Origin of the sequence: Sulfitobacter donghicola DSW-25 = KCTC 12864 = JCM 14565, from assembly GCF_000622405.1 — a bacterium.
GTDB lineage: Bacteria > Pseudomonadota > Alphaproteobacteria > Rhodobacterales > Rhodobacteraceae > Sulfitobacter > Sulfitobacter donghicola.
The window spans coordinates 2965449-2984715 of the sequence record NZ_JASF01000005.1 but is presented as its reverse complement, the minus strand read 5'-3'; the positions used below and the strand labels follow the sequence as shown (position 1 = coordinate 2984715).

At 55.9% G+C, this 19267-nt stretch carries 19 protein-coding genes and 1 other RNA gene; 9 read left to right on the top strand and 11 right to left on the bottom strand.

What is annotated here, in order from left to right:
• Positions 1 to 20: 20 nt before the first annotated feature.
• Complete coding sequence (locus tag Z948_RS0115840; RefSeq protein ID WP_025060533.1) at positions 21 to 449, bottom strand: L,D-transpeptidase; 429 nt, start codon at positions 447 to 449, stop codon at positions 21 to 23.
• Positions 450 to 694: 245 nt separating this feature from the next.
• On the opposite strand from Z948_RS0115840, the gene ssrA reads away from it, so the two are divergent.
• From ssrA to Z948_RS0115810, 7 genes are all read left to right on the top strand, one after another.
• Positions 695 to 1044: a transfer-messenger RNA gene (gene ssrA, locus Z948_RS18800) on the top strand.
• Positions 1045 to 1186: 142 nt separating this feature from the next.
• Positions 1187 to 2002: a chromate resistance protein ChrB domain-containing protein gene (locus tag Z948_RS0115835; protein WP_025060532.1), complete on the top strand. Its 816-nt coding sequence runs from the start codon at positions 1187 to 1189 to the stop codon at positions 2000 to 2002.
• Positions 1999 to 3243, top strand: coding sequence for a chromate efflux transporter (gene chrA / locus Z948_RS0115830; RefSeq protein ID WP_025060531.1), 1245 nt, complete (start codon positions 1999 to 2001; stop codon positions 3241 to 3243). Before Z948_RS0115835 ends, chrA begins: the two co-directional genes overlap by 4 nt.
• 69 nt (positions 3244 to 3312) lie before the next feature.
• Positions 3313 to 3801 carry an SspB family protein gene (locus Z948_RS0115825; RefSeq protein WP_025060530.1) on the top strand — a complete coding sequence of 163 codons (489 nt, stop codon included), beginning with the start codon at positions 3313 to 3315 and terminating at the stop codon, positions 3799 to 3801.
• 64 nt (positions 3802 to 3865) lie between these two features.
• Positions 3866 to 5257, top strand: a complete 1392-nt coding sequence (gene fumC, locus Z948_RS0115820) for a class II fumarate hydratase (RefSeq protein WP_025060529.1) — start codon at positions 3866 to 3868, stop codon at positions 5255 to 5257.
• The gene (locus Z948_RS0115815) at positions 5254 to 5430 is read left to right on the top strand and encodes a DUF4169 family protein (protein WP_025060528.1); all 177 of its coding nucleotides are present in this window, start codon (positions 5254 to 5256) and stop codon (positions 5428 to 5430) included. The genes fumC and Z948_RS0115815 overlap by 4 nt, the downstream gene beginning before the upstream one ends.
• Positions 5427 to 5660, top strand: coding sequence for a ribbon-helix-helix domain-containing protein (locus Z948_RS0115810; RefSeq protein WP_025060527.1), 234 nt, complete (start codon positions 5427 to 5429; stop codon positions 5658 to 5660). The genes Z948_RS0115815 and Z948_RS0115810 overlap by 4 nt, the downstream gene beginning before the upstream one ends.
• Positions 5661 to 5720: 60 nt before the next feature.
• On the opposite strand, the gene Z948_RS0115805 is transcribed toward Z948_RS0115810, so the two are convergent.
• From Z948_RS0115805 to Z948_RS0115790, 4 genes are all read right to left on the bottom strand, one after another.
• Positions 5721 to 6614, bottom strand: coding sequence for a fructose bisphosphate aldolase (locus tag Z948_RS0115805; protein WP_025060526.1), 894 nt, complete (start codon positions 6612 to 6614; stop codon positions 5721 to 5723).
• 90 nt (positions 6615 to 6704) lie between these two features.
• Entirely contained in the window at positions 6705 to 8051 is a 1347-nt protein-coding gene (locus Z948_RS0115800) for a cytochrome P450 (protein ID WP_025060525.1), read from the bottom strand.
• Entirely contained in the window at positions 8048 to 9292 is a 1245-nt protein-coding gene (locus Z948_RS0115795; protein ID WP_025060524.1) for a hypothetical protein, read from the bottom strand. The genes Z948_RS0115800 and Z948_RS0115795 overlap by 4 nt, the downstream gene beginning before the upstream one ends.
• A gap of 70 nt (positions 9293 to 9362) precedes the next feature.
• On the bottom strand, positions 9363 to 10115 hold the full coding sequence (locus tag Z948_RS0115790) for a cytochrome c biogenesis CcdA family protein (RefSeq protein ID WP_025060523.1): 753 nt from the start codon (positions 10113 to 10115) through the stop codon (positions 9363 to 9365).
• A 93-nt stretch (positions 10116 to 10208) separates the two neighbouring features.
• On the opposite strand from Z948_RS0115790, the gene Z948_RS0115785 reads away from it, so the two are divergent.
• Positions 10209 to 10433, top strand: coding sequence for a sulfurtransferase TusA family protein (locus Z948_RS0115785; RefSeq protein WP_025060522.1), 225 nt, complete (start codon positions 10209 to 10211; stop codon positions 10431 to 10433).
• A 67-nt stretch (positions 10434 to 10500) separates the two neighbouring features.
• Here the strand turns inward: Z948_RS0115785 and Z948_RS0115780 are convergent, their stop codons facing one another.
• Positions 10501 to 13422, bottom strand: a complete 2922-nt coding sequence (locus Z948_RS0115780) for an Rne/Rng family ribonuclease (RefSeq protein ID WP_025060521.1) — start codon at positions 13420 to 13422, stop codon at positions 10501 to 10503.
• Positions 13423 to 13994: 572 nt separating this feature from the next.
• Here Z948_RS0115780 and Z948_RS0115770 point away from each other — a divergent pair.
• Positions 13995 to 14306, top strand: a complete 312-nt coding sequence (locus Z948_RS0115770) for a hypothetical protein (RefSeq protein WP_025060520.1) — start codon at positions 13995 to 13997, stop codon at positions 14304 to 14306.
• 57 nt (positions 14307 to 14363) lie between these two features.
• Here the strand turns inward: Z948_RS0115770 and Z948_RS0115765 are convergent, their stop codons facing one another.
• From Z948_RS0115765 to purC, 5 genes are read right to left on the bottom strand one after another with little or no spacing between them, the layout of a single operon-like run.
• The gene (locus tag Z948_RS0115765; protein ID WP_025060519.1) at positions 14364 to 15698 is read right to left on the bottom strand and encodes a sigma-54-dependent transcriptional regulator; all 1335 of its coding nucleotides are present in this window, start codon (positions 15696 to 15698) and stop codon (positions 14364 to 14366) included.
• Between the two features lie 3 nt (positions 15699 to 15701).
• Complete coding sequence (locus Z948_RS0115760) at positions 15702 to 17474, bottom strand: sensor histidine kinase (RefSeq protein WP_025060518.1); 1773 nt, start codon at positions 17472 to 17474, stop codon at positions 15702 to 15704.
• 35 nt (positions 17475 to 17509) lie between these two features.
• Entirely contained in the window at positions 17510 to 18178 is a 669-nt protein-coding gene (gene purQ, locus Z948_RS0115755) for a phosphoribosylformylglycinamidine synthase subunit PurQ (protein ID WP_025060517.1), read from the bottom strand.
• Positions 18178 to 18408 (bottom strand): phosphoribosylformylglycinamidine synthase subunit PurS, encoded by a 231-nt coding sequence (gene purS / locus Z948_RS0115750; protein ID WP_025060516.1) that lies wholly within the window; start codon positions 18406 to 18408, stop codon positions 18178 to 18180. Before purS ends, purQ begins: the two co-directional genes overlap by 1 nt.
• A gap of 21 nt (positions 18409 to 18429) precedes the next feature.
• Positions 18430 to 19191 (bottom strand): phosphoribosylaminoimidazolesuccinocarboxamide synthase, encoded by a 762-nt coding sequence (gene purC, locus Z948_RS0115745; RefSeq protein ID WP_025060515.1) that lies wholly within the window; start codon positions 19189 to 19191, stop codon positions 18430 to 18432.
• Positions 19192 to 19267: the final 76 nt, after the last annotated feature.

The following is a 19267-nucleotide window of genomic DNA, read 5'->3' as shown; positions in this document are numbered from 1 at the left end:
GTGCCCGTGCGAATGGCGGTTCAGTTCTGAACAACAACCTTCATGTTGCGCAACCCAACCTGTTGGGTCATCGCAAACAGCTTTGCAGCGTTTGTTGGGTGCAGACGAATGCAACCAGCAGAAGCCGGACGGCCCAAACGGCTGATCTGGTTTGTGCCGTGAATGGCGTAATTTCCGCGATAAAAGATCGAATACGGCATCGGCGCGTTGTTGTACAAGCTGGATTTATGGTGGCGTGACAGTGTTTTGGCCCGCCAAGATCCGCGTGGCGTCACCTTGCCCTTGCGCGCGGTGGAAACGCGCCATTTGTGAATTTGTTTCCCATCTCGGTAAACACGCATGGTTTGTTCCGAAACATCAACTTTCGCGATCAATTGGCCCGCATCCACAACAGCCGGAGCAGTACAAAGCAGCGAAGCACCTAAAATAGCAGCAGCAAGAATTTTCATTTGGCAAGAGTCTCCCAGGTATTTCAATCTGGTTAATGCATCCGCTTAACGTCATTCTGTCAAAGAAAAATCCCCAATTCGGGCCCAAAATTAAGGTTTTCCTTACCTTTGTGGCGGCGGAACACCGATTTTTGCTATTTTCTTACCCGTTTGCTTGCGAAAATCCTGACGTTCTTCCGCTCAAAAAACATACCCTAGGTAGAATCGCCTATAGGGCGCACCCACTGCCCATCATTCGCCCGCCGCCCCTTGAAAAGCCGCATCCGTCGATCTATGTATTCCTTGTCCTTCGGGACTATGAACATAAACGCGCTTGTAATAAACGGTTCGGACCCGGGGGCGGTACCCGGCGACTCCACCAAACATCCGTCATTTGCGGACCATGGGGTCGAAATAGGATCGACGAACGTCTAAAGAAGTTAGCTTTGTTTCGGCTGTCTGCCACCGATATCGGCGAAAACTGTACAATTGCAAATGACAATCGTGCTCCAATGGCGATGGCCGCGTAAGCGACCGGAACTATTGAAACTTTAAGCCCTAGCGTTTAGCGACCCTAGGCGGGGTTCGCAGGTACCTGGCAACAGAAACCTGCACTTTCCCCTTCCTTTTTGATCTGTGGCGATATTGACCTGAACGGCGTCGCGTGACAGGTTTGGCCTATGGGGATCGATCTGCGAACGCCCCGTGAGGCGTCAGCCAGAGGTTCGCATGTTTCCAGACGTAAAAGGATGCATGCTATGGCTGCCCCAAATGAAATTACTGTATCTCAACTGTTGCGCTTGATCGGGTTGCCCGATGCGCCCGTGATTGTTGATATCTCGATTGACCCCGACTTTGACGCAGATCCGTTTTTAATCCCCAGCGCATTCCGCCACCCGCACAGTGACTTTGACGGGCTAAAGGCGCGCCTTGCAGGGCGCCCCAGCGTGATAGTCTGCCAGAAAGGCATCAAGCTAAGCCAAGGTATGGCCGCCATGCTGCGCGCGGAGGGGTTGAAATCTGAGTATTTGCAGGGTGGCAATTATGGGTGGCGTGATCACGCAGGTGCCCCGCGTCTGCCAGCCGCGGCCATACCGCCTAAAACAGGCGATGCCACCCTTTGGGTCACCCGCCACCGCCCCAAGATTGACCGTATCGCCTGCCCTTGGCTGATCCGGCGGTTTGTGGATGCCAATGCGCGCGTTCTATTTGTTTCCCCTGCCGAAGTTGCAGGTGTTGCAGATCGCTATGGTGCAACACCCTTTGATGTAGAGGATGTGTTTTGGTCGCATCGCGGCGATCAATGTACTTTTGACACGATGTTGGATGAGTTTGGCCTGCACACGCCAGCCCTTGATCGCCTCGCAACCGTGGTTCGGGCGGCAGATACCAATGCCCATGATCTGGCCCCTCAGGCGGCTGGCCTTTTGGCGCTTTCTGTTGGTCTGTCGCGTCAATACCGTGATGACAACCAACAACTCGACGCAGGTATGGCCCTTTATGATGCCTTGTATCGTTGGGCGCGCGATGGCAGCAGCGAAGGCCACGACTGGCCTTCCGAGCGCAAATCATGAGCGCGCCCAGCTGGCCTGAAATGGCAAGGGTGTTCGGCCGCATCGGCCTGCTCTCCTTTGGTGGCCCTGCTGCGCAGATCGCCCTGATGCACCGCGAACTGGTCGAAACCCGTGACTGGCTGAGCGAGCAATCCTATCTGCGCGCCCTGAGCCTGTGCATGCTGCTACCTGGCCCAGAGGCCATGCAACTAGCGACCTATGCAGGCTGGCGTCTGCGTGGCACAGCGGGTGGCCTATTGGCGGGGTTATTCTTTGTAATCCCCGGCGCCATTATCATCGCGCTCCTTGCGGTACTTTATGCCAGCTATGGGCAGCTTCCATTGGTTCAGGCCGCGTTTCTGGGGATCAAGGCCGCCGTTATCATCATCGTCTTCCAAGCCCTGCGCAAAGTCGCTGGCAAAGCGTTGATCGCAACCCAAGGCTGGCTGTTGGCGGCTTTGTCCTTTTTGGCCTTGTTTGTGATCGGGGTTCCCTTCCCGCTGATCATCATCGCTGCTGGCCTTTGGGGCATGCAGAGCGCTTCTGCATCTGCCAGTCCTGTCGCGCCGGAAAAAGGGGGTGCCCGCCCTGTGCGCGTGATCGCCACATGGGCCACATTATGGGCTGCGCCTTTGGTGCTGGTTTGGGCGCTTGATCAAACGTTCCTGCTGCAACTTGGGCTGTTCTTTTCAAATCTCGCGGTTGTCACCTTTGGCGGAGCCTATGCGGTGCTGGGGTATATGACCCAGACAGTAGTGAGCGATCTGGGCTGGATCACCACGCAACAAATGATTGATGCGCTGGGTCTGGCCGAAACGACGCCCGGACCGCTGATTTTGGTCACCGAATTTGTGGCCCTTCTGGCGGGCTTTGCACAATCCGGTGCCAGCGGCGCCTTTGCGGCCGGCCTTTTGGCGCTATGGGTTACCTTTACCCCTTGCTTTTTGTGGATATTCCTTGCGGGCCCCTATCTGGAGCGGATCAGCGCACAACCACGGCTTGCTGCTGCCCTCCAAGCCATCACAGCCGCGGTTGTCGGGGTGATTGCCAATCTGACGATCTGGTTTGCCTTGCATGTGTTATTTGGTCGCGTGTCGCCCTCTGGCCTATTGGCCATGCCCCTGCCCGACTGGAGCAGTTTTGACCCGATCGCGGCCTCCCTCACTGTTTTTGCAGCGCTACTTATGCTTGCAGGTCGAATTGGTATGGTCCCAACAATGGCTATTCTTGCGGCAACGGCCCTCGGGATTGGGATGATATGACTTCTACCTCTTTCATCCCGTCCGGAATCGCCTATGGTGAGCCAGAACTTTACTGCTGAGGGAAAAGACATGGGCACCTCTATCGACTACGGCAATCTTATGCATGATGCGATGCGCGGCCTGATCCGCAACGTTTTGCTGGATGTGGTCGATAACGGGCTACCAGGTGCGCATCATTTCTTTATTACGTTTGACACCTCCCACCCCGATGCCGAACTGGCCGATTGGCTATCTGATCGCTATCCCGATGAGATGACGGTTGTGATGCAGCACTGGTATGACAACCTCGAAGTTACCGATGACGGCTTTTCAGTCACGCTTAGCTTTGGTGACGCGCCAGAACCCTTGTACATTCCCTATGACGCGATCCGCACCTTTGTTGACCCTTCGGTTGAATTCGGCCTGCGGTTTGAACAGCAGGAAGAACCCAGCGCAAGCGAAGAGCCTAGCATTGATGAACTTCCCCTGCCCCAAACCGTAGAATCCGAACTGGAAGTTGAAGAAGAGCCCGCAAAAGCGGCGGAAATCGTATCTCTGGACAGTTTTCGCAAAACATAGGTTTGCGCGGGCGCGCGCCAGCAGTTAAACAGCCCTGAACAACACAACTTCAGGAGCGCCCCCAATGGCCAACACCCGTACCGAGACCGATAGCTTTGGCCCATTGGAGGTCCCTTCCGACAAATACTGGGGCGCACAGACACAGCGTTCGATCATGAACTTTCCCATCGGTTGGGAAAAACAGCCCGTCGCCATTGTGCGTGCATTGGGTGTGATCAAACAGGCCTGTGCCGAGGCGAACATAGCCCAAGGCGGTCTGGACGAAGAACGCGGCAAAGCGATTGTGCAAGCAGCAAGCGAAGTGGTTGCGGGCAAGTTCGACGATAACTTCCCATTGGTGGTTTGGCAGACAGGGTCTGGCACTCAGTCCAACATGAACTCGAACGAAGTCATCGCAAACCGCGCGATTGAAATCATGGGCGGCGTGATCGGATCAAAAGATCCTGTGCACCCGAATGATCACTGCAACATGGGCCAGTCGTCTAACGACACATTCCCAACGGCCATGCACATCGCCACGGCGACCACAGCAAATGACGTTCTGCTGCCCGGTCTGAAAAAGCTGCACGCAGCGCTTCAGGCGAAGGTTGAAGAGTTTGACGGCATCATCAAAATTGGCCGCACCCACACACAGGATGCAACGCCGCTGACACTGTCTCAGGAATTTTCTGGCTATACCCATCAGGTTGCCATGGGCATCCAGCGCGTCGAAGACGGCCTTGGCCGCATTTATGAGCTGGCCCAAGGCGGCACAGCCGTTGGCACCGGCCTGAACACAAAGGTTGGTTGGGCTGAAACCGTTGCCGCCAATATGGCGCGCATCACGGGCCTGCCCTTTGTCACTGCGCCAAACAAATTTGAAGCACTTGCCGCCCATGACGCCATGGTCGAAATCTCTGGCCACCTGAAAACGGTTGCCGCTAGCCTGTTCAAAATCGCCAACGATATCCGCCTTTTGGGCTCTGGCCCGCGCTGTGGCCTTGGCGAATTGATCCTGCCCGAAAACGAGCCAGGTTCATCGATCATGCCGGGCAAAGTGAACCCAACACAATGCGAAGCCCTGACACAGGTCTGCGCCCACGTATTCGGTAATGACGCAGCTGTTGGTTTTGCTGGCTCGCAAGGTCACTTTGAACTGAACGTTTACAAGCCAATGATGGCCTATAACGTGCTGCAATCTATGCAGTTGTTGGGCGATGCGGCATCTGCCTTTACCGACAACCTCGTGGTTGACCTAAAGGCCGACGCGGATCGCATTGAAAAACTGATGCGTGAATCCCTGATGCTGGTAACCGCTTTGGCGCCAGAAATCGGCTATGACAACGCCACCAAAGTTGCCAAGACCGCGCATAAAAACGGCACCACCCTCAAGGAAGAAGCCATCGCCCTAGGGTTTGTTGATGCGGAAACCTTTGACCGTGTTGTGCGCCCCGAAAACATGATCGGGCCCAAGTGAGCACACCGATAAACCTCAATAAAATCCGCAAAGAACGCGGGCGCGCCGCCAGTCGCGCCCGTGCGGATGAAAACGCGGCTAAATTCGGTCAGACAAAAGCACAGAAAGACGCGCAAAAAGCGCGTCTTGATAAGATGGACCGTCACCTAGACGGCCATAAGAAAGAAACATGACTGCGCGGCCCGTCAAACACTCGGTGACATTGCACGGGCACCGCACGTCTATTTCGCTGGAAGCCCCTTTTTGGACAGAACTGCGCGATATTGCGCGCCAACGGGCCCTGCCGATCAACGCGCTTGTCGCCGAGATTGACGCCGCGCGCGGCATGGACAGCGGATTGGCCTCGGCCATCCGTGTTTATGTTTTGGAAACCTTGAAGCAGCGGCTGGATACGCCTGAATAAGAAAAACCGCTGATCGGGAACTCCAATCAGCGGCTTTCAATTTGGCCACTGGCCGATGATTTAGGCGACAGATGCCGCGTAGATCTTTTCGATATTTTGGCCCAGAGCGCTGTTAAACTCGGCCTCGGACATTTTGACGTTCAGCCCTTCAGCCAAGGCGCGGCTAAAGCTGGCGATCATCTTGTGGTTTTGGCTAAGCAGATCACAGGCAACATCCGTGGAATAGCCACCCGACAATGCAACCACACGCAACACGCGCGGGTGATCGGCAGCGGCATCATAAAGGCCTGCTTTGCTGGGGATCGTCAGCTTTAAGATTACATTAACATCTTCTGGCAAGTCATTCAGATGCTTTGTGATTTCAGCCTCTAGAATATCTTCCGCTTCGGCTTTTGTCGCGCTTTCGATGTGAACTTCGGGTTCTACAATCGGCACCAGACCAGCGGCTGCAACCTGCTTGGCCACGTCAAACTGCTGGGCCACAACATCTGCGATACCTTGCGCATTGGCTTCCAAAATCAAGGAACGCTCTTTGGTGCCAAAGATGCCCTTCTCATTCGCTTTGGCCAGCAGCGCATCCAGCTCTGGCATGGGCTTGAGCATCTGAACGCCGTTTGCTTCATCCGCGAGTCCCTTGTCGATCTTAAGGAACGGAACAACACCGCGATCGTCCCACAAAACTTGGGCAGTTGGCTTGCCGTTAATGTCACTATCCATCGTGCGCTCAAACAGGATCGCACCCAGTACTTTTTCAGATGTGAAATCATCCGCCAGAATGATCCGGCTGCGCATGGCGTGAACGGCGGCATACATTTCCGCATCGCCTGAATAATCGGTGGGTTCAACACCGTATTGTGCCAATGCCTTTGGCGTCGAGCCACCAGATTGGTCTAGAGCAGCAATAAAACCATCTGCGGAAGCGATACGGGAACGTTGTGCGTCTTTTGGGGACATGAATTTATGCCTTTATGTTCTGAAAACTATAATTGGGGCCTGTCTAATCGGTTCACGGTCACGGCACCAGCCGTTCTTGGCATGTTAACGCTATCGCCGCGCAATCCTGAGGCGGATGCCATTTTTTGCACGCACTGTCAGATGTGCAACCGGAATTGGCACAGGGCCTGCCGTGACACGGTAGTCTCGCAAAATACGGCTAAGGATCAGCGGCCCTTCGATCATTGCAAACCCCGCGCCCGGACACACACGCGCCCCAGCGCTAAAGGGGATAAACGCCTCGCGCTGACAGGCCTTGCCGTTTTCGCTGTGCCAACGGGTTGGGTCAAACCCGTCAGGATTATCCCACAGGCGTTCGTGACGGTGCAGATGCCACGGGCTAATCACCATCTGCGACCCCTTTGGCACAGCGCGGTCGCGCATCTGTTCGGGGCAGCTGCTTTCGCGCACCATCATCGGCACGGGCGGATAAAGACGCAGCGTTTCGCGAAACACATCTCGGCTCAGGCGCAGCTTGCTCATCACTGCGAAATCGCATGCGTCCAGCGCTTGGGCCTCTTGCGCTAGTTTTTCCTGCCACTCTGGATACAGCGCCATCAAATAAAGTGCCCAAGCCAAGGTCGAGGCGCTGGTCTCATGCCCTGCGAGGAAAAAGATCGCCACCTGATCGACCATTTCCTCGGTCGAGAACCTCTCACCGGTTTCGGGATCAGCGGTGGTCATGATCTTAGTGGCAAGATCATCTGGCGCAGTACCCGCAAGGATCTCTTCCTGCCGCGTCTGGGTCAGCTGGCCAATCAGCCCGCGAATTTTCGCCGCGCTTTGTTTCGTGTCGCGGCTGAATAACCGTGGCATCCAACGTGGCATCGGCAGCAACGCCGCAAGGTTCAGGATCGGCTGACTGCGTTGATAGGTGCGAAACTCTTCAAAAACACCGCGCGCGAGGTGGTGTTCGATGGGTAAAGAAAACAAAGTGCGAAAGATCACATCAGCCGCCGCATGGCTCGCCTCGGCTTCTACTTCGACGACTTCGCCAACCTTTCCATCCAACCGTGCCGCTGCCGCCTCGGAAGCATCCCACATCGCGGAAAACGTCTCGCGCAGGCGCCCGCCTTCAAAGGCAGGATCAATGATGCGGCGCTGGCGCTTCCACGTCTCGCCATTGGTCACAAACACCGAATTCCCCAACAAGGGCCGCAGCCCTTCGTTCACACGGGTGGATTTGGGGAAATCATCGGGGCGCTCTTTGAGAACGCGCTGCACCAGATCAGGCTGGTTCAACAGGTAGCTGCGGAAAAACGGCGTGCGAAACTCGGCCATCCACGCCCGATACAGGCGCGCAGGTTGCGCCGATAGGATGTCAGAGCGAAACAGCTTGGCGTATTGCAAAAGCGAGACTTTATCTGGCCTGCTGGGCGGTTTGGGCGGGTTTATCATCTTGAAACACTTGTGAATTTATTCACGGGCCGCTCGATCCGCGATTTGGAAGGCGGGCGGCCGTGATAACGTTCGGCCAGCGTCATAGGGCCAGCGGTGATGGCAAAATAATCATAGTCCTTTGGGCGGTCAAAGGCGCACATATATTGGAAATGCAGCCGGAAAAACCGCCACCGCAGCGCGTTCCAGCGCTCAGGGCTTAGCGATTGGGTGAAGGCGGCAGAAAAAACCAAGGGCCAGCGTTTTTCAGGTGGTGCGACACCAGAAACAGCAACGGGATCACATAAAGCAAAGGCGCAGCCATCCCCCGGGGCGGTCACATCCACCCAAGTTAACGCTTCTTGGGTGCAAAGATAGGCAAGATCGGCGCGCAACCGATCCGCATCGCGCAAGAAGGACACCATCGGCACCACCTGCCCCAAGGTCAAAAACGCCAAAGCAGGGCCATCCGCTGGCACGCGCCCATCGCGGATCAGATCAGCCAAGACCGAAACGCCCAGATGCGCCCCCGATGAATGCCCAACGACCAGCACCTCATCCACATCCGTTTCCAATGCCTGCGCAACCGCATCTGAAAACGCCGCTAAACGGGCCTCCATTTCAGGGGTATTTGCCCCGCGCGTTGATGCGCCATAGGCATAGTCATGCATGAGATAATAGGCGAAAAATTTGCTGTCCTTGGATTTAAACCAACGTAACAGCCAGAAAAACACGGCAACCGAGGCAATCATGGATGCCACAAAACCACCAAACGCCAGCTCTGGCGGGAGCAAATGAAACGCAAGCAGCTTGCCCCCCCAAGAAGCTAACTTTGCCGCCACAAAAGCAAACAAAAGCTGCCCCAATAACATCGCCACAGGATAAAGCGCTGCAATCACAGGCCCCTTGCGAAGGCGCATCAATCGCCACAAGGCTCCGCTGGCGATATAGACCCACGCGGTGCGCAACAGCTGAAAATAAGTCGCGAGAATAGAGGTATCCATGCTGTCGCGGACGATATCGGACCAAACCAACACATCCACGGAAACATCCACATCCGCCTCGTCGAACAACCCTTTGACATTCCAACCATAACGCTCGCCGCCCTGTCGCTGGCTCAGGGTTATTCCATAGCCGGAAATTTCGGCCTGCGCTGCGGATTCACTGCGATAAAGCTCGCGGTAGCGGCGGGGATGGATCGGGTCATAGCCGGGGATGTAAAATACCCGACGGCGTGACACAGGTTTTGCGGGGGCAGCCATTTGTCTGCACGGGCCTCATGTTGTTTTGCCCATGCTAACCTGCCTTTTCGGCCAAAGTAAGGCCTATCGCTTAGCCAAGGTTGCCCAATGCGGGGAAGGTCTCGAGCAGCCAGAAGCTGAACCATGAAAACGCACCGGTCAGCATTGCAACACCGACAACCAGCAGCAGCAGGCCCATCACACGTTCAATCGTTTTCATGTGGCGTTTCAGGTGGTTCATCACACCAACGGCCCGCGTCATAAACATAGCGGCCAGCAAAAACGGAATACCCAAGCCAAGCGCGTAGATGCCCAGCAACAAGGTCCCACGCGCCACTGACGCCTCGCCCGCAGCCAAGGACAGGATCGCGCCAAGCTGGGGCCCGATACATGGCGTCCAGCCAAAGGCAAACGCCAGCCCCAGTACATAAGCACCAAAGGAAGAACCGCCCTTATCCCCTGCCTCTAGACGCGCCTCGCGATCCAGAAAGGAAATCCGGTAAATGCCAAGGAAATGTATGCCGAAAATAATGACCACAACGCCCGAGATTTGCGAAAACAGTATCTGGTTTTGCAAAAAGAACGCACCAAAGGCCGACGCGGTAAACCCGAGGATCAAAAAGACCGTGCTAAGCCCCATAACAAAGAACACAGCCGCAATAATCGCGCGCCGCCGTGCCGCGGCCTCTGACGTCATGTCATTCAGGCTCACCCCGCTCATATAGGCCAGATAGGGCGGCACAATCGGCAACACACAGGGCGACAGAAAACTAATAACACCTGCCAATAGGGCAACTGTCATGGCGGGCAAAAGACTTGCGTCGATGATATCGATTCCAAACATAAGTCACTGCTATACCCTGCGCTGTACGCCGTCACCTATCATAATCTCACAAGGCTGTGGACAGACTGTAACATGCGCCCTACACCCGATTGCATGATACATGATCTTGATGCCACGGGGCTGTTGTGCCCCCTGCCCGTGCTAAAGGCACGCAAACGTCTAAACGGTATGCAGGCCGGTGATCAGCTGCGCATGCGCGCGGATGATCCAGCCGCGGTGATTGACGTTCCTCATTTCTGCGCTGAGGCGGGGCATCACCTGATTGACACCTCTCAGGATGGCGAAGTCCAAGTCTATCTGATTGAGAAGAAGGCCTAAAATGGCGCACAAATGAAAAAGGCAGGCCCGAAAGCCTGCCTTTTTACGTTTCTGGTCTGGGCCGATGTTAGCGCCCGAGTGACCACCAGCCTTTGCGGCGCGGTTTGGGAGCTTCCTCCACAGCAGCCACGGCGTCAGCGGGTGTTTCCGCAGTTGGCTCAGCGGTTTCGCTTGTGCTCATTGTCGGAGCGGCCGATTTTGACGAGGTCCGCGGTTTCCGTGTCGTTTTGGGTTTTGCTTCTTCGGTTGCCACGGCATCGGCTGGCGAAGCGGCCTCTGCGGCCACAACTTCTGCCTTTTCAGGCGATGGAGCCTCAGCCGCTGGCGTTTCCTTAACAGGAGCGGTTTCAGCTACTGGCGGCGTAGCTTCAGCGGCGGCTGCCTCTTCTGCGGCGGCCGCTTCGGCCTTCTTGGAAGCTGCTGTTGCCTTGGGCTTGCGGGGCGCACGTGTGCGTTTGGGCTTTGGCTTTTCTTCCGCTTCGGCCACAGGTTCTTCTGCTTTTACGGCCTCATCCGCGCCCGCCGCCTCTGCGGTGGCTGTATCCGCAGCTGTTTCATCAGCTACAACAGCAACCGTTTCGGCCTTGGGTTTGCGGCTACGCGAACGGCTGCGCGGCTTGGGCTTGGGCGCGTCTTCTGCTGTGGCCTCTGCTGCTGTGGCCTCTGCTGGGGCTTCAGCTTCCGCAGGCTTGGCCTCATCCGCCTTAACCTCTTCTGCGGCCGTCTCTGACGCCTCGCCAGACACCTCTTCGCCGTTTTCATCCAGCGTCTTTTGCGCATCGCTAGAGGAACGGCCACCACGGCTGCGACGACGCCGACGGCGCTTGCGCTTTGGCTTGTCTTCGCTATCGCCATCATGGCTGGAAACTTGGGCTTGTTCAGCTTTTTCCGCTGCTTCCGCCTCGGCGGCATCGGCTTCGTCGATCTGATCCATCAAAGATGTATCAACAGAGACGACATGCGACGCCTGCTTTACAACACGTGTTGCGGTCTTGAATTTCTCCATCGAGAAATCAGGGCTGATCAAATGCGGGTCACCTTCAACGCGGACACTCATGCCATACCGCGCCTCGATATGGGCGATATGTTCACGTTTTTGGTTCATCAGGAAGTTCGCAATCCCCACAGGAGCCTTAATCAGCACCTCGCGAGAACGGCGGCGAGTGCCTTCTTCCTCGATGGTCCGCAAGATCGACAGCGCAAGATTGTCATCCGACCGGATCAGGCCCGTCCCGTGGCAAACCGAACAAGGCTGTGTTGTTGCCTCGATCATACCAGGGCGCAAACGCTGACGCGACATCTCCATCAGGCCAAAGCCAGAGATACGGCCCACCTGAATACGCGCGCGATCCGTCTTGAGACGGTCTTTCATCATCTTTTCAACGGCGGCGTTGTTCTTGCGTTCGTCCATGTCGATAAAATCGACAACGATCAGACCCGCAAGGTCACGCAAGCGCAGCTGGCGTGCCACTTCGGCGGCGGCCTCTAGGTTGGTTTTCAAAGCGGTCTGTTCGATAGACCCTTCTTTGGTCGCACGACCCGAGTTTACGTCAACCGCAACCAAAGCTTCGGTTGCGTCAATCACGATATAGCCACCTGATGGCAACTGAACCGTCGGGTTGAACATACCAGCAAGGTAGGTTTCCACCTGATAACGCGAGAAGAGCGGCAAAGTTTCCGAGTAACGCTTCACGTTCTTCGCATGGGACGGCATGATCATTTTCATGAAGTCTTTGGCAATGCGATAGCCTGCCTCGCCCTCAACAAACACTTCGTCGATGTCGCGGTTATACAGATCGCGGATCGAGCGTTTGATCAGGTCGCCCTCTTCGTAAATCTTTGCAGGTGCAATAGATTTTAACGTCAGCTCGCGGATCTGTTCCCACATACGTTGCAGGTATTCATAGTCGCGCTTGATCTCGGCTTTGGTGCGCTTGGCACCGGCAGTGCGCACGATCAGGCCCGCGCCTTGTGGTACTTCGATCTCTTGGGCGATTTCTTTTAGTTTTTTGCGGTCAGCTGCATTGGTGATCTTGCGGCTGATACCGCCACCGCGCGCGGTGTTTGGCATCAAGACACAGTAACGGCCCGCAAGGGACAGATATGTGGTAAGAGCAGCACCTTTGTTGCCGCGCTCTTCCTTAACGACCTGAACCAGCAGGATCTGGCGAACCTTAACAACTTCCTGAATCTTGTAACGGCGCGGACGGGGCTTGCGAACGGGGCGAATTTCTTCGCTGTCGTCTTCATCCGCCACAGATTCGATGCTGTCGTCCTTGGACACAGCATCAGCCGCTTTTGCTTCTTGATCGCTGTCGCTTTCAGCGGCCTCGGCCTCTGGCGTTTCTTCGCCTTTGGCGGTTTCAGCCGTTTCTACAACAGCTTCCTCAACCGCGTCTTCAGCAACGGCTTGTGTGACCTCAGCGTCAGCTTCCGCAGCCTCAACCGTTTCCGCGTCCTCATCCGTTACATCCGGCGTTTCAACGGGCGTTTCTTTCACCCGCTCCATCGGCGAAGAGGCTTCATCTTCTGAGACAGTGACTTCGTCTTCGTTCAGATCAACGGTTTCCATACCGTCGATCTCTGTCGAGGTCTTTGCATCCTCTGTTACCGTCTCCGCAGCTTTTGGCTTGCGCGAGCGAGAGCGCGAACGGCGCTTTGGCTTGGGCTCTTCTTCATCCTTGGCGGCTTGCGCTTCGGCATAGGCACGCTCTTCGGCCAGCAGCGCCTCGCGGTCTGCGACAGGAATCTGGTAATAATCCGGATGAATTTCCGAAAACGCGAGGAACCCGTGGCGGTTGCCACCGTAATCCACAAATGCCGCCTGCAAAGACGGCTCTACGCGCGTTACCTTGGCGAGATAGATGTTGCCAGCAAGCTGGCGTCTGTTTTCGGATTCAAAATCAAATTCCTCAACTTTGTTTCCGTCGACCACGACAACGCGGGTTTCTTCCGCGTGGGTGGCATCGATAAGCATTTTCTTTGGCATTTTACTCTTTTGCACGGGCGCGATCGCGCATGCCTCCCTGGGGGGGCAGCACGGTGCGCCAAGTGTCTTGTCAGGGCGATGTATGACGGCGCAGCGGTGCGGCCCTCTAGGCCACTCCCCAAACTTATATCAGTGTTTGCGCGCGTCATCGCGGTTCTTCTCCGACACGGGCGCGTCATCTGCTGTGCAGAGCGCGCCGCGCATCCATTAAATACTGTGTGGTCTCGGGAACTTATCCTTCAACGTCCATCAGCGTGTCTTTGCCGTTTCCGGCACGATCGGTCTGTTGCGCATCGGCGTTCTTGGCCAAAGGCAACAGCGAAACTCTCAAAATGGGCCGTGATGCCGCGATAGGTCGCGGTCGGCCCTTCCCCTAGATAAGTCTACGAAGGCAGCAAACACAATGGCCAATCACACTCAAACCTTTCAATTTTCGAATAAGAGGAGAAATACTGGGCTATTTTGCCCCTGCAAATCGGCCGACAAGTTATTGCTGTACCGAGATTAAGTCAGTAGTGTCCATTTCAACAATAACGGTGTGCACACAAAATTGCGTCACTTTAGGAGACAATATGCGAAGCTTTACGCGCCCCACTCTATTCCGGCCTGCCCTTTTTCTATGTATGGCGACCCTAGCCCTATCCGCCTGTGATCCTGCTGAATTTGACCCTGATCCAGATGTTCGCCGCGACGCGCGCGCAAACCGCAAATGCGTGGCTGCGATCAAAGAACAAACAGGCGATGCAACCGCACAGATCAACACCACGCTGCCGATCGTGGAGGTGAACCAGTACATCATCGACTCTCCTGCCAATCAGGAACGTTGGATGTGCCGCACAGATGACGAAGGCACCCCGACACAGTTGTACAAACTGGGCGGTTAAACTGTCTAACGGATAAAAAACAAAGGGCGCCTATTTTGGGCGCCCTTTGTCATTGGATTATAGATAATCAGATCGTTGAAGCTGGTATTTGGCCATTTTCTCGTTCAGCGTTCGGCGCGGCAGGCATAGCTCTTCCATCACACTCGCGATCGAGCCCTTGTGCCGGCGCATGGTGTTATCAATCAACATCCGCTCAAACGCTTCTACATATTCCTTCAAAGGTTTGCCTTCGGTTGTCATCACCGGCTGCATCTCGTCATGGTCAGACATCAACAAGGAGGCAATGGTGCCAGAGCCACGGCGCGATTGCAGGACGGCGCGCTCGGCCACATTGATCAGTTGGCGCACATTCCCCGGCCAAGGCGCCTGTAACAGCTGTGCGGCCTCTTGCGCGGAAACCTGAGGCGCGTCACAGCCATATTCATCAGCAAACTGCTCACTTAGACGGGTGAACAGCGTCAGGATATCTTCGCCCCGCTGGCGAAGCGGCGGGACAGTGATCCGCAGCGCCGCCAAACGGTAAAACAGATCAGACCGCAAAACATCCTCAGATGTGCGACCTGCTTCTTGCAGGTTGGAAATCGCGACGATCCGCGTTTCCGCTGGCGTGCCTTGTTCGTTAATCACCGAAAGCAGCTTTGCCTGAAGCGTCTCGCTCAGCGCTTCGACATCTTCCAAAACCAAAGTGCCGCCGCGGGCTTCTTCGATTGCTGGCAGTTGCGCATCTTCGGGCTGCATCGGCCCAAACAGGCGCTTGCTCAGCGCGTCTTCTTCAAAGGCCGAGGCGCTGACCAGAACAAATTTCTTGCCCGCACGCGATCCAACCGCATGCAGCGCATGCGCCACCAGCGTTTTACCTGTGCCTGTTTCGCCGTCGATCAGAACGTGGCCGTCGGCCTGCCCCAGATCAAGGATATCTTCGCGCAAGCGTTCCATCACGGGGCTTTGGCCGATCAGCTTTTTCATCAACTGGCCGCCGTCGCTCAGCTCGCGGCGCAGCAGGCGGTTATCCATCACCAGACGGCGTGTGGCTGTGGCCTTTTTGGCAAGCTCGCTCATCCGGTCGGGATTGAACGGCTTTTCAAGAAAATCAAACGCGCCAACACGCATCGCCTCAACGGCCATGGGAACATCGCCATGGCCCGTGATCATAATCACAGGAAGCGCACTATCGCTGCCCATCAGCTTTTTCAGGAACTGCATACCGTCCATGCCCGGCATCTTGATATCAGAAATCACGATCCCCGGATAATCAGGCCCCAAGACTTTCAGCGCGTCTTCGGCGCTGGCGAAGGTTTCCGTGTCATAGCCGGATAAAGCCAACCACTGGCTTATGGACTGACGCATGTCCTTTTCATCATCGACAATCGCAATTTTCATCGCCTGTGCCATATCTTACTCCGCCGCCTGTGTTTCTTTTGTGCCGCCATCAAGGATCGGCAATTGCATTTCAAAAACCGCGCCGCCCCCCTGACCGTTGCGCGCCGTTAGGCGCCCGCCAAGGTCGTTCACGATCCCCGATGAGATCGCAAGGCCGAGGCCAACTCCATCACCGGGTAGTTTCGTTGTATAAAACGGCTCAAACAGCGCGTCCAAGTCCTCAATCCCGGGACCGTTGTCGCGCACCGTCAATGTTGCCGTCTCTCCGGCGGTCAAAATGATCTCAACCTTCGGGTGTCTTTCTGATTTGGTAGCGTCCAACGCATTTCGCAAGAGGTTCACCAAAACCTGTTCGATCCGCATCCGATCTCCGAGGGTCAAAACAGCATCCTCAGGCAGTATCTGCGCAATCTGGACCTGACGCTGGCGCAACTGCGGCTCCATCATGCTGAGGCTCGAGGCCAAAGCATCGGCCATATTCACCGGCGAAAACGCCTCTTGGCCCTTACGGGCATAGGATTTTAGCTGCCGCGTGATCGCGCCCATACGCTCGATCAGATCATCAATCCGCCCGAACGAACTGAGCGCCTCGTCGGGTCGGTTGCGCCCCAACAACAGGCGCGCGCCCGCCAGATAGGTTTTCATCGCCGCCAAAGGTTGGTTCAATTCGTGGCTCACAGCGGCTGACATTTCCCCAAGCGCGGCCAATTTGCTGGATTGTTCAAGGGTTTGTTCGGCAACGGCGAGCGTCTCTTGAACCCGTTTTCTTTCAGCGATTTCCCGCTGCAAGGCCGCGTTCAATGCGCGAAGCTCTGCCGACTCGCGCTGAAAAATCGCAGCACGGCCCGCTGTGCGGCGGCTGAGAAAGTAAAACGCAAGCGCCAGTAGAATCGCAAACCCCATCACTTCCAGCGCCAAAACCCCGTTCACCCGCTCGCGCACACTGGCGTAGGTGGTGTAGCTGACCATTTTCCACCCGCGAAAATTCACCCGCGCATCCAACCGCATCACAGCCTCGCCGCGCAGGTAGGCATCCGCAGGCAATGCGGTCCAATCGGCGGTCACCTGAATGGCGCGCTCAATCGCGCTTTGCGGGTTTTGTTGGGCCAGCGCTTCTTCTTCGGTTTTGCCCCGCCACCGTGGCTCAGTGGCCAAGAGGATTTCTTCGTTGCTGTTGGTCACGATCACAGCATCCGAAATACCAGCCCACGCGCGTTCAAACTTTTTCAGATCGACCTCAACCGCGATCACACCAACGGTCGTGCCCCCGTTTTGCACCCTACGCGAGTAGAAAAAGCGGTAGTCCCCCGCCTCCCCTTTGATCACGCTAAAGATCGTCGCATTCGAACGGATCGCATCAACAAAATACGCATCCGAGCGATGGACAGCCCCAATTCTGTTACGGTTTGTCGCCGCAACTGTGCGCCCGTCGGTATCAAGCAACAGCAAAGAAGCCGCGCCAATTTCTTCGACAAAGGAAATCAAACGTTGTGTCGAAAGGGAGTAATCCCCGCTTTCCAATGCGGCGATCAATGTCGGGTCGCGCCCCAAAAGCTGTGGCACAATCGCATTCTGGCGCAGCTCGGCCAAAAGGTTGCCGCCATAGAGCGCGATCCGCAGTTCTGCGCGGTTGCGGGTCGTTTCGGTAAATCTATCTGTAAGCAGGCGGTTGGTGACCGAAATCACCACAATCGCCATGACCAACAAAACCCCCAGCGCCAGACGAACCCGCCAGCTGATCGCGGCGGGTTGCCAAGGTGTATTTGTCACGCTGAGTTCGTCATCCATGACGCCACAGTATCAGAGTGGCTGCTGGCCTCAAGTCAGGCGGTGGTCAAAGCGCCCGCCAATGCGCGGAACAGCGCCACCCCATCGGTGCCGCCATGCCCAGCATCCGCCGCCCGTTCAGGGTGCGGCATCATCCCCAACACACGACGGTTGGCCGAAAGGATACCAGCGATATCCGCCTGCGCGCCGTTGGGGTTGTCCGTATAGGTAAAGGCGATGCGATCTTCACCCTTTAGTGCTGCAATGGTGTTTTCATCGGCGAAATAATTGCCATCGTGGTGGGCAATTGGAATGTCGATCACGTCGCCTGCGTTATATCCAGCCGTGAAATCCGAGGCGGAGGTTTCCACCTTTAGGCCAACCGTTTTACAGATGTATTTCAAACCAGCGTTGCGCAGCAATGCCCCTGGCAACAGACCTGTTTCGGTCAGCACCTGAAACCCGTTGCAAATGCCCATGACATAGCCACCGCGTTCGGCATGGGCCGCTACGGATTTGCAGATTGGGGAATTCGCAGCGATGGCGCCGCAGCGCAGGTAATCACCATAGGAAAAACCACCCGGAATGCCGACGATATCAACGCCTTGTGGCAGTTCGCTATCTTTGTGCCACACCATGGTGACATCTGCGCCTGCCTGCTCGAACGCGACCGCTAGGTCGCGGTCACAGTTTGAGCCCGGAAATACAACGACTGCTGCGCGCATCAGGTCATCTCCACCGTGTAGCTTTCGATAACCGTATTCGCGAGCAGCTTTTCGCACATCTGCTTCACGTCTGCTTCGCTGGCACCCTCTGCCAGATCCAGTTCGATCACTTTACCTTGGCGTACACCCTGCACACCGTCAAAGCCCATCGCACCAAGCGCGTGGCGCACGGCCTCGCCCTGTGGATCCAGAACACCGTTTTTCAACATTACATGCACCCGAGCTTTCATGGCGCGTCCCCCTGCGTTTCTTTAATTGATCAATGTTGGTTTGGTGATCGGCGTCGAAGACTGGGGAAGAACCCCCAAACGCTTTGCCACCTCGGTATAGGCATCCGTCAGCGACCCCAGATCGCGGCGGAACACATCTTTGTCCAGCTTCTGGCCGGTTTCGATGTCCCACAAACGGCAGCTGTCTGGTGAAATCTCATCTGCAACGATCAGACGCTGGAAGTCACCTTCAAAGACGCGGCCGATTTCGATTTTGAAATCTACCAGTTTGATCCCAACACCGAACATCACACCAGAAAGGAAATCATTCACCCGCAGGGCAAGGCTTAGGATATCATCCATATCTTGCTGGCTGGCCCAACCAAAGGCGGCGATGTGTTCTTCGCTGACCAGCGGATCACCCAAAGAATCGTCTTTGTAGCAATATTCAACGATCGGACGCGGCAATTGGGTGCCCTCGTCGATGCCCAAACGTTTGGACATAGTGCCCGCAGCATAGTTGCGCACGATGACTTCCAGCGGAATAATCTCGGCCTGACGCACCAGTTGTTCGCGCATGTTCAGGCTTTTGATGAAATGCGTTGGAACGCCAATTTGGGCAAGACCGTTCATAAAATACTCGGACAAACGGTTGTTTAGCACCCCTTTGCCATCGATGACGTCTTTCTTTTCCGCGTTAAAGGCGGTTGCGTCATCTTTAAAGTATTGCACGATTGTCCCCGGCTCTGGGCCTTCATAGAGAATCTTTGCTTTGCCTTCGTAGATTTTCTTGCGGCGGGCCATGGGCGTCCCCTGTATCTGCTGGGCGCGGGGGAGTCCCGCTGCCCTGTTGCGCCCCTCTTAGTGTACCCTTCCCGCT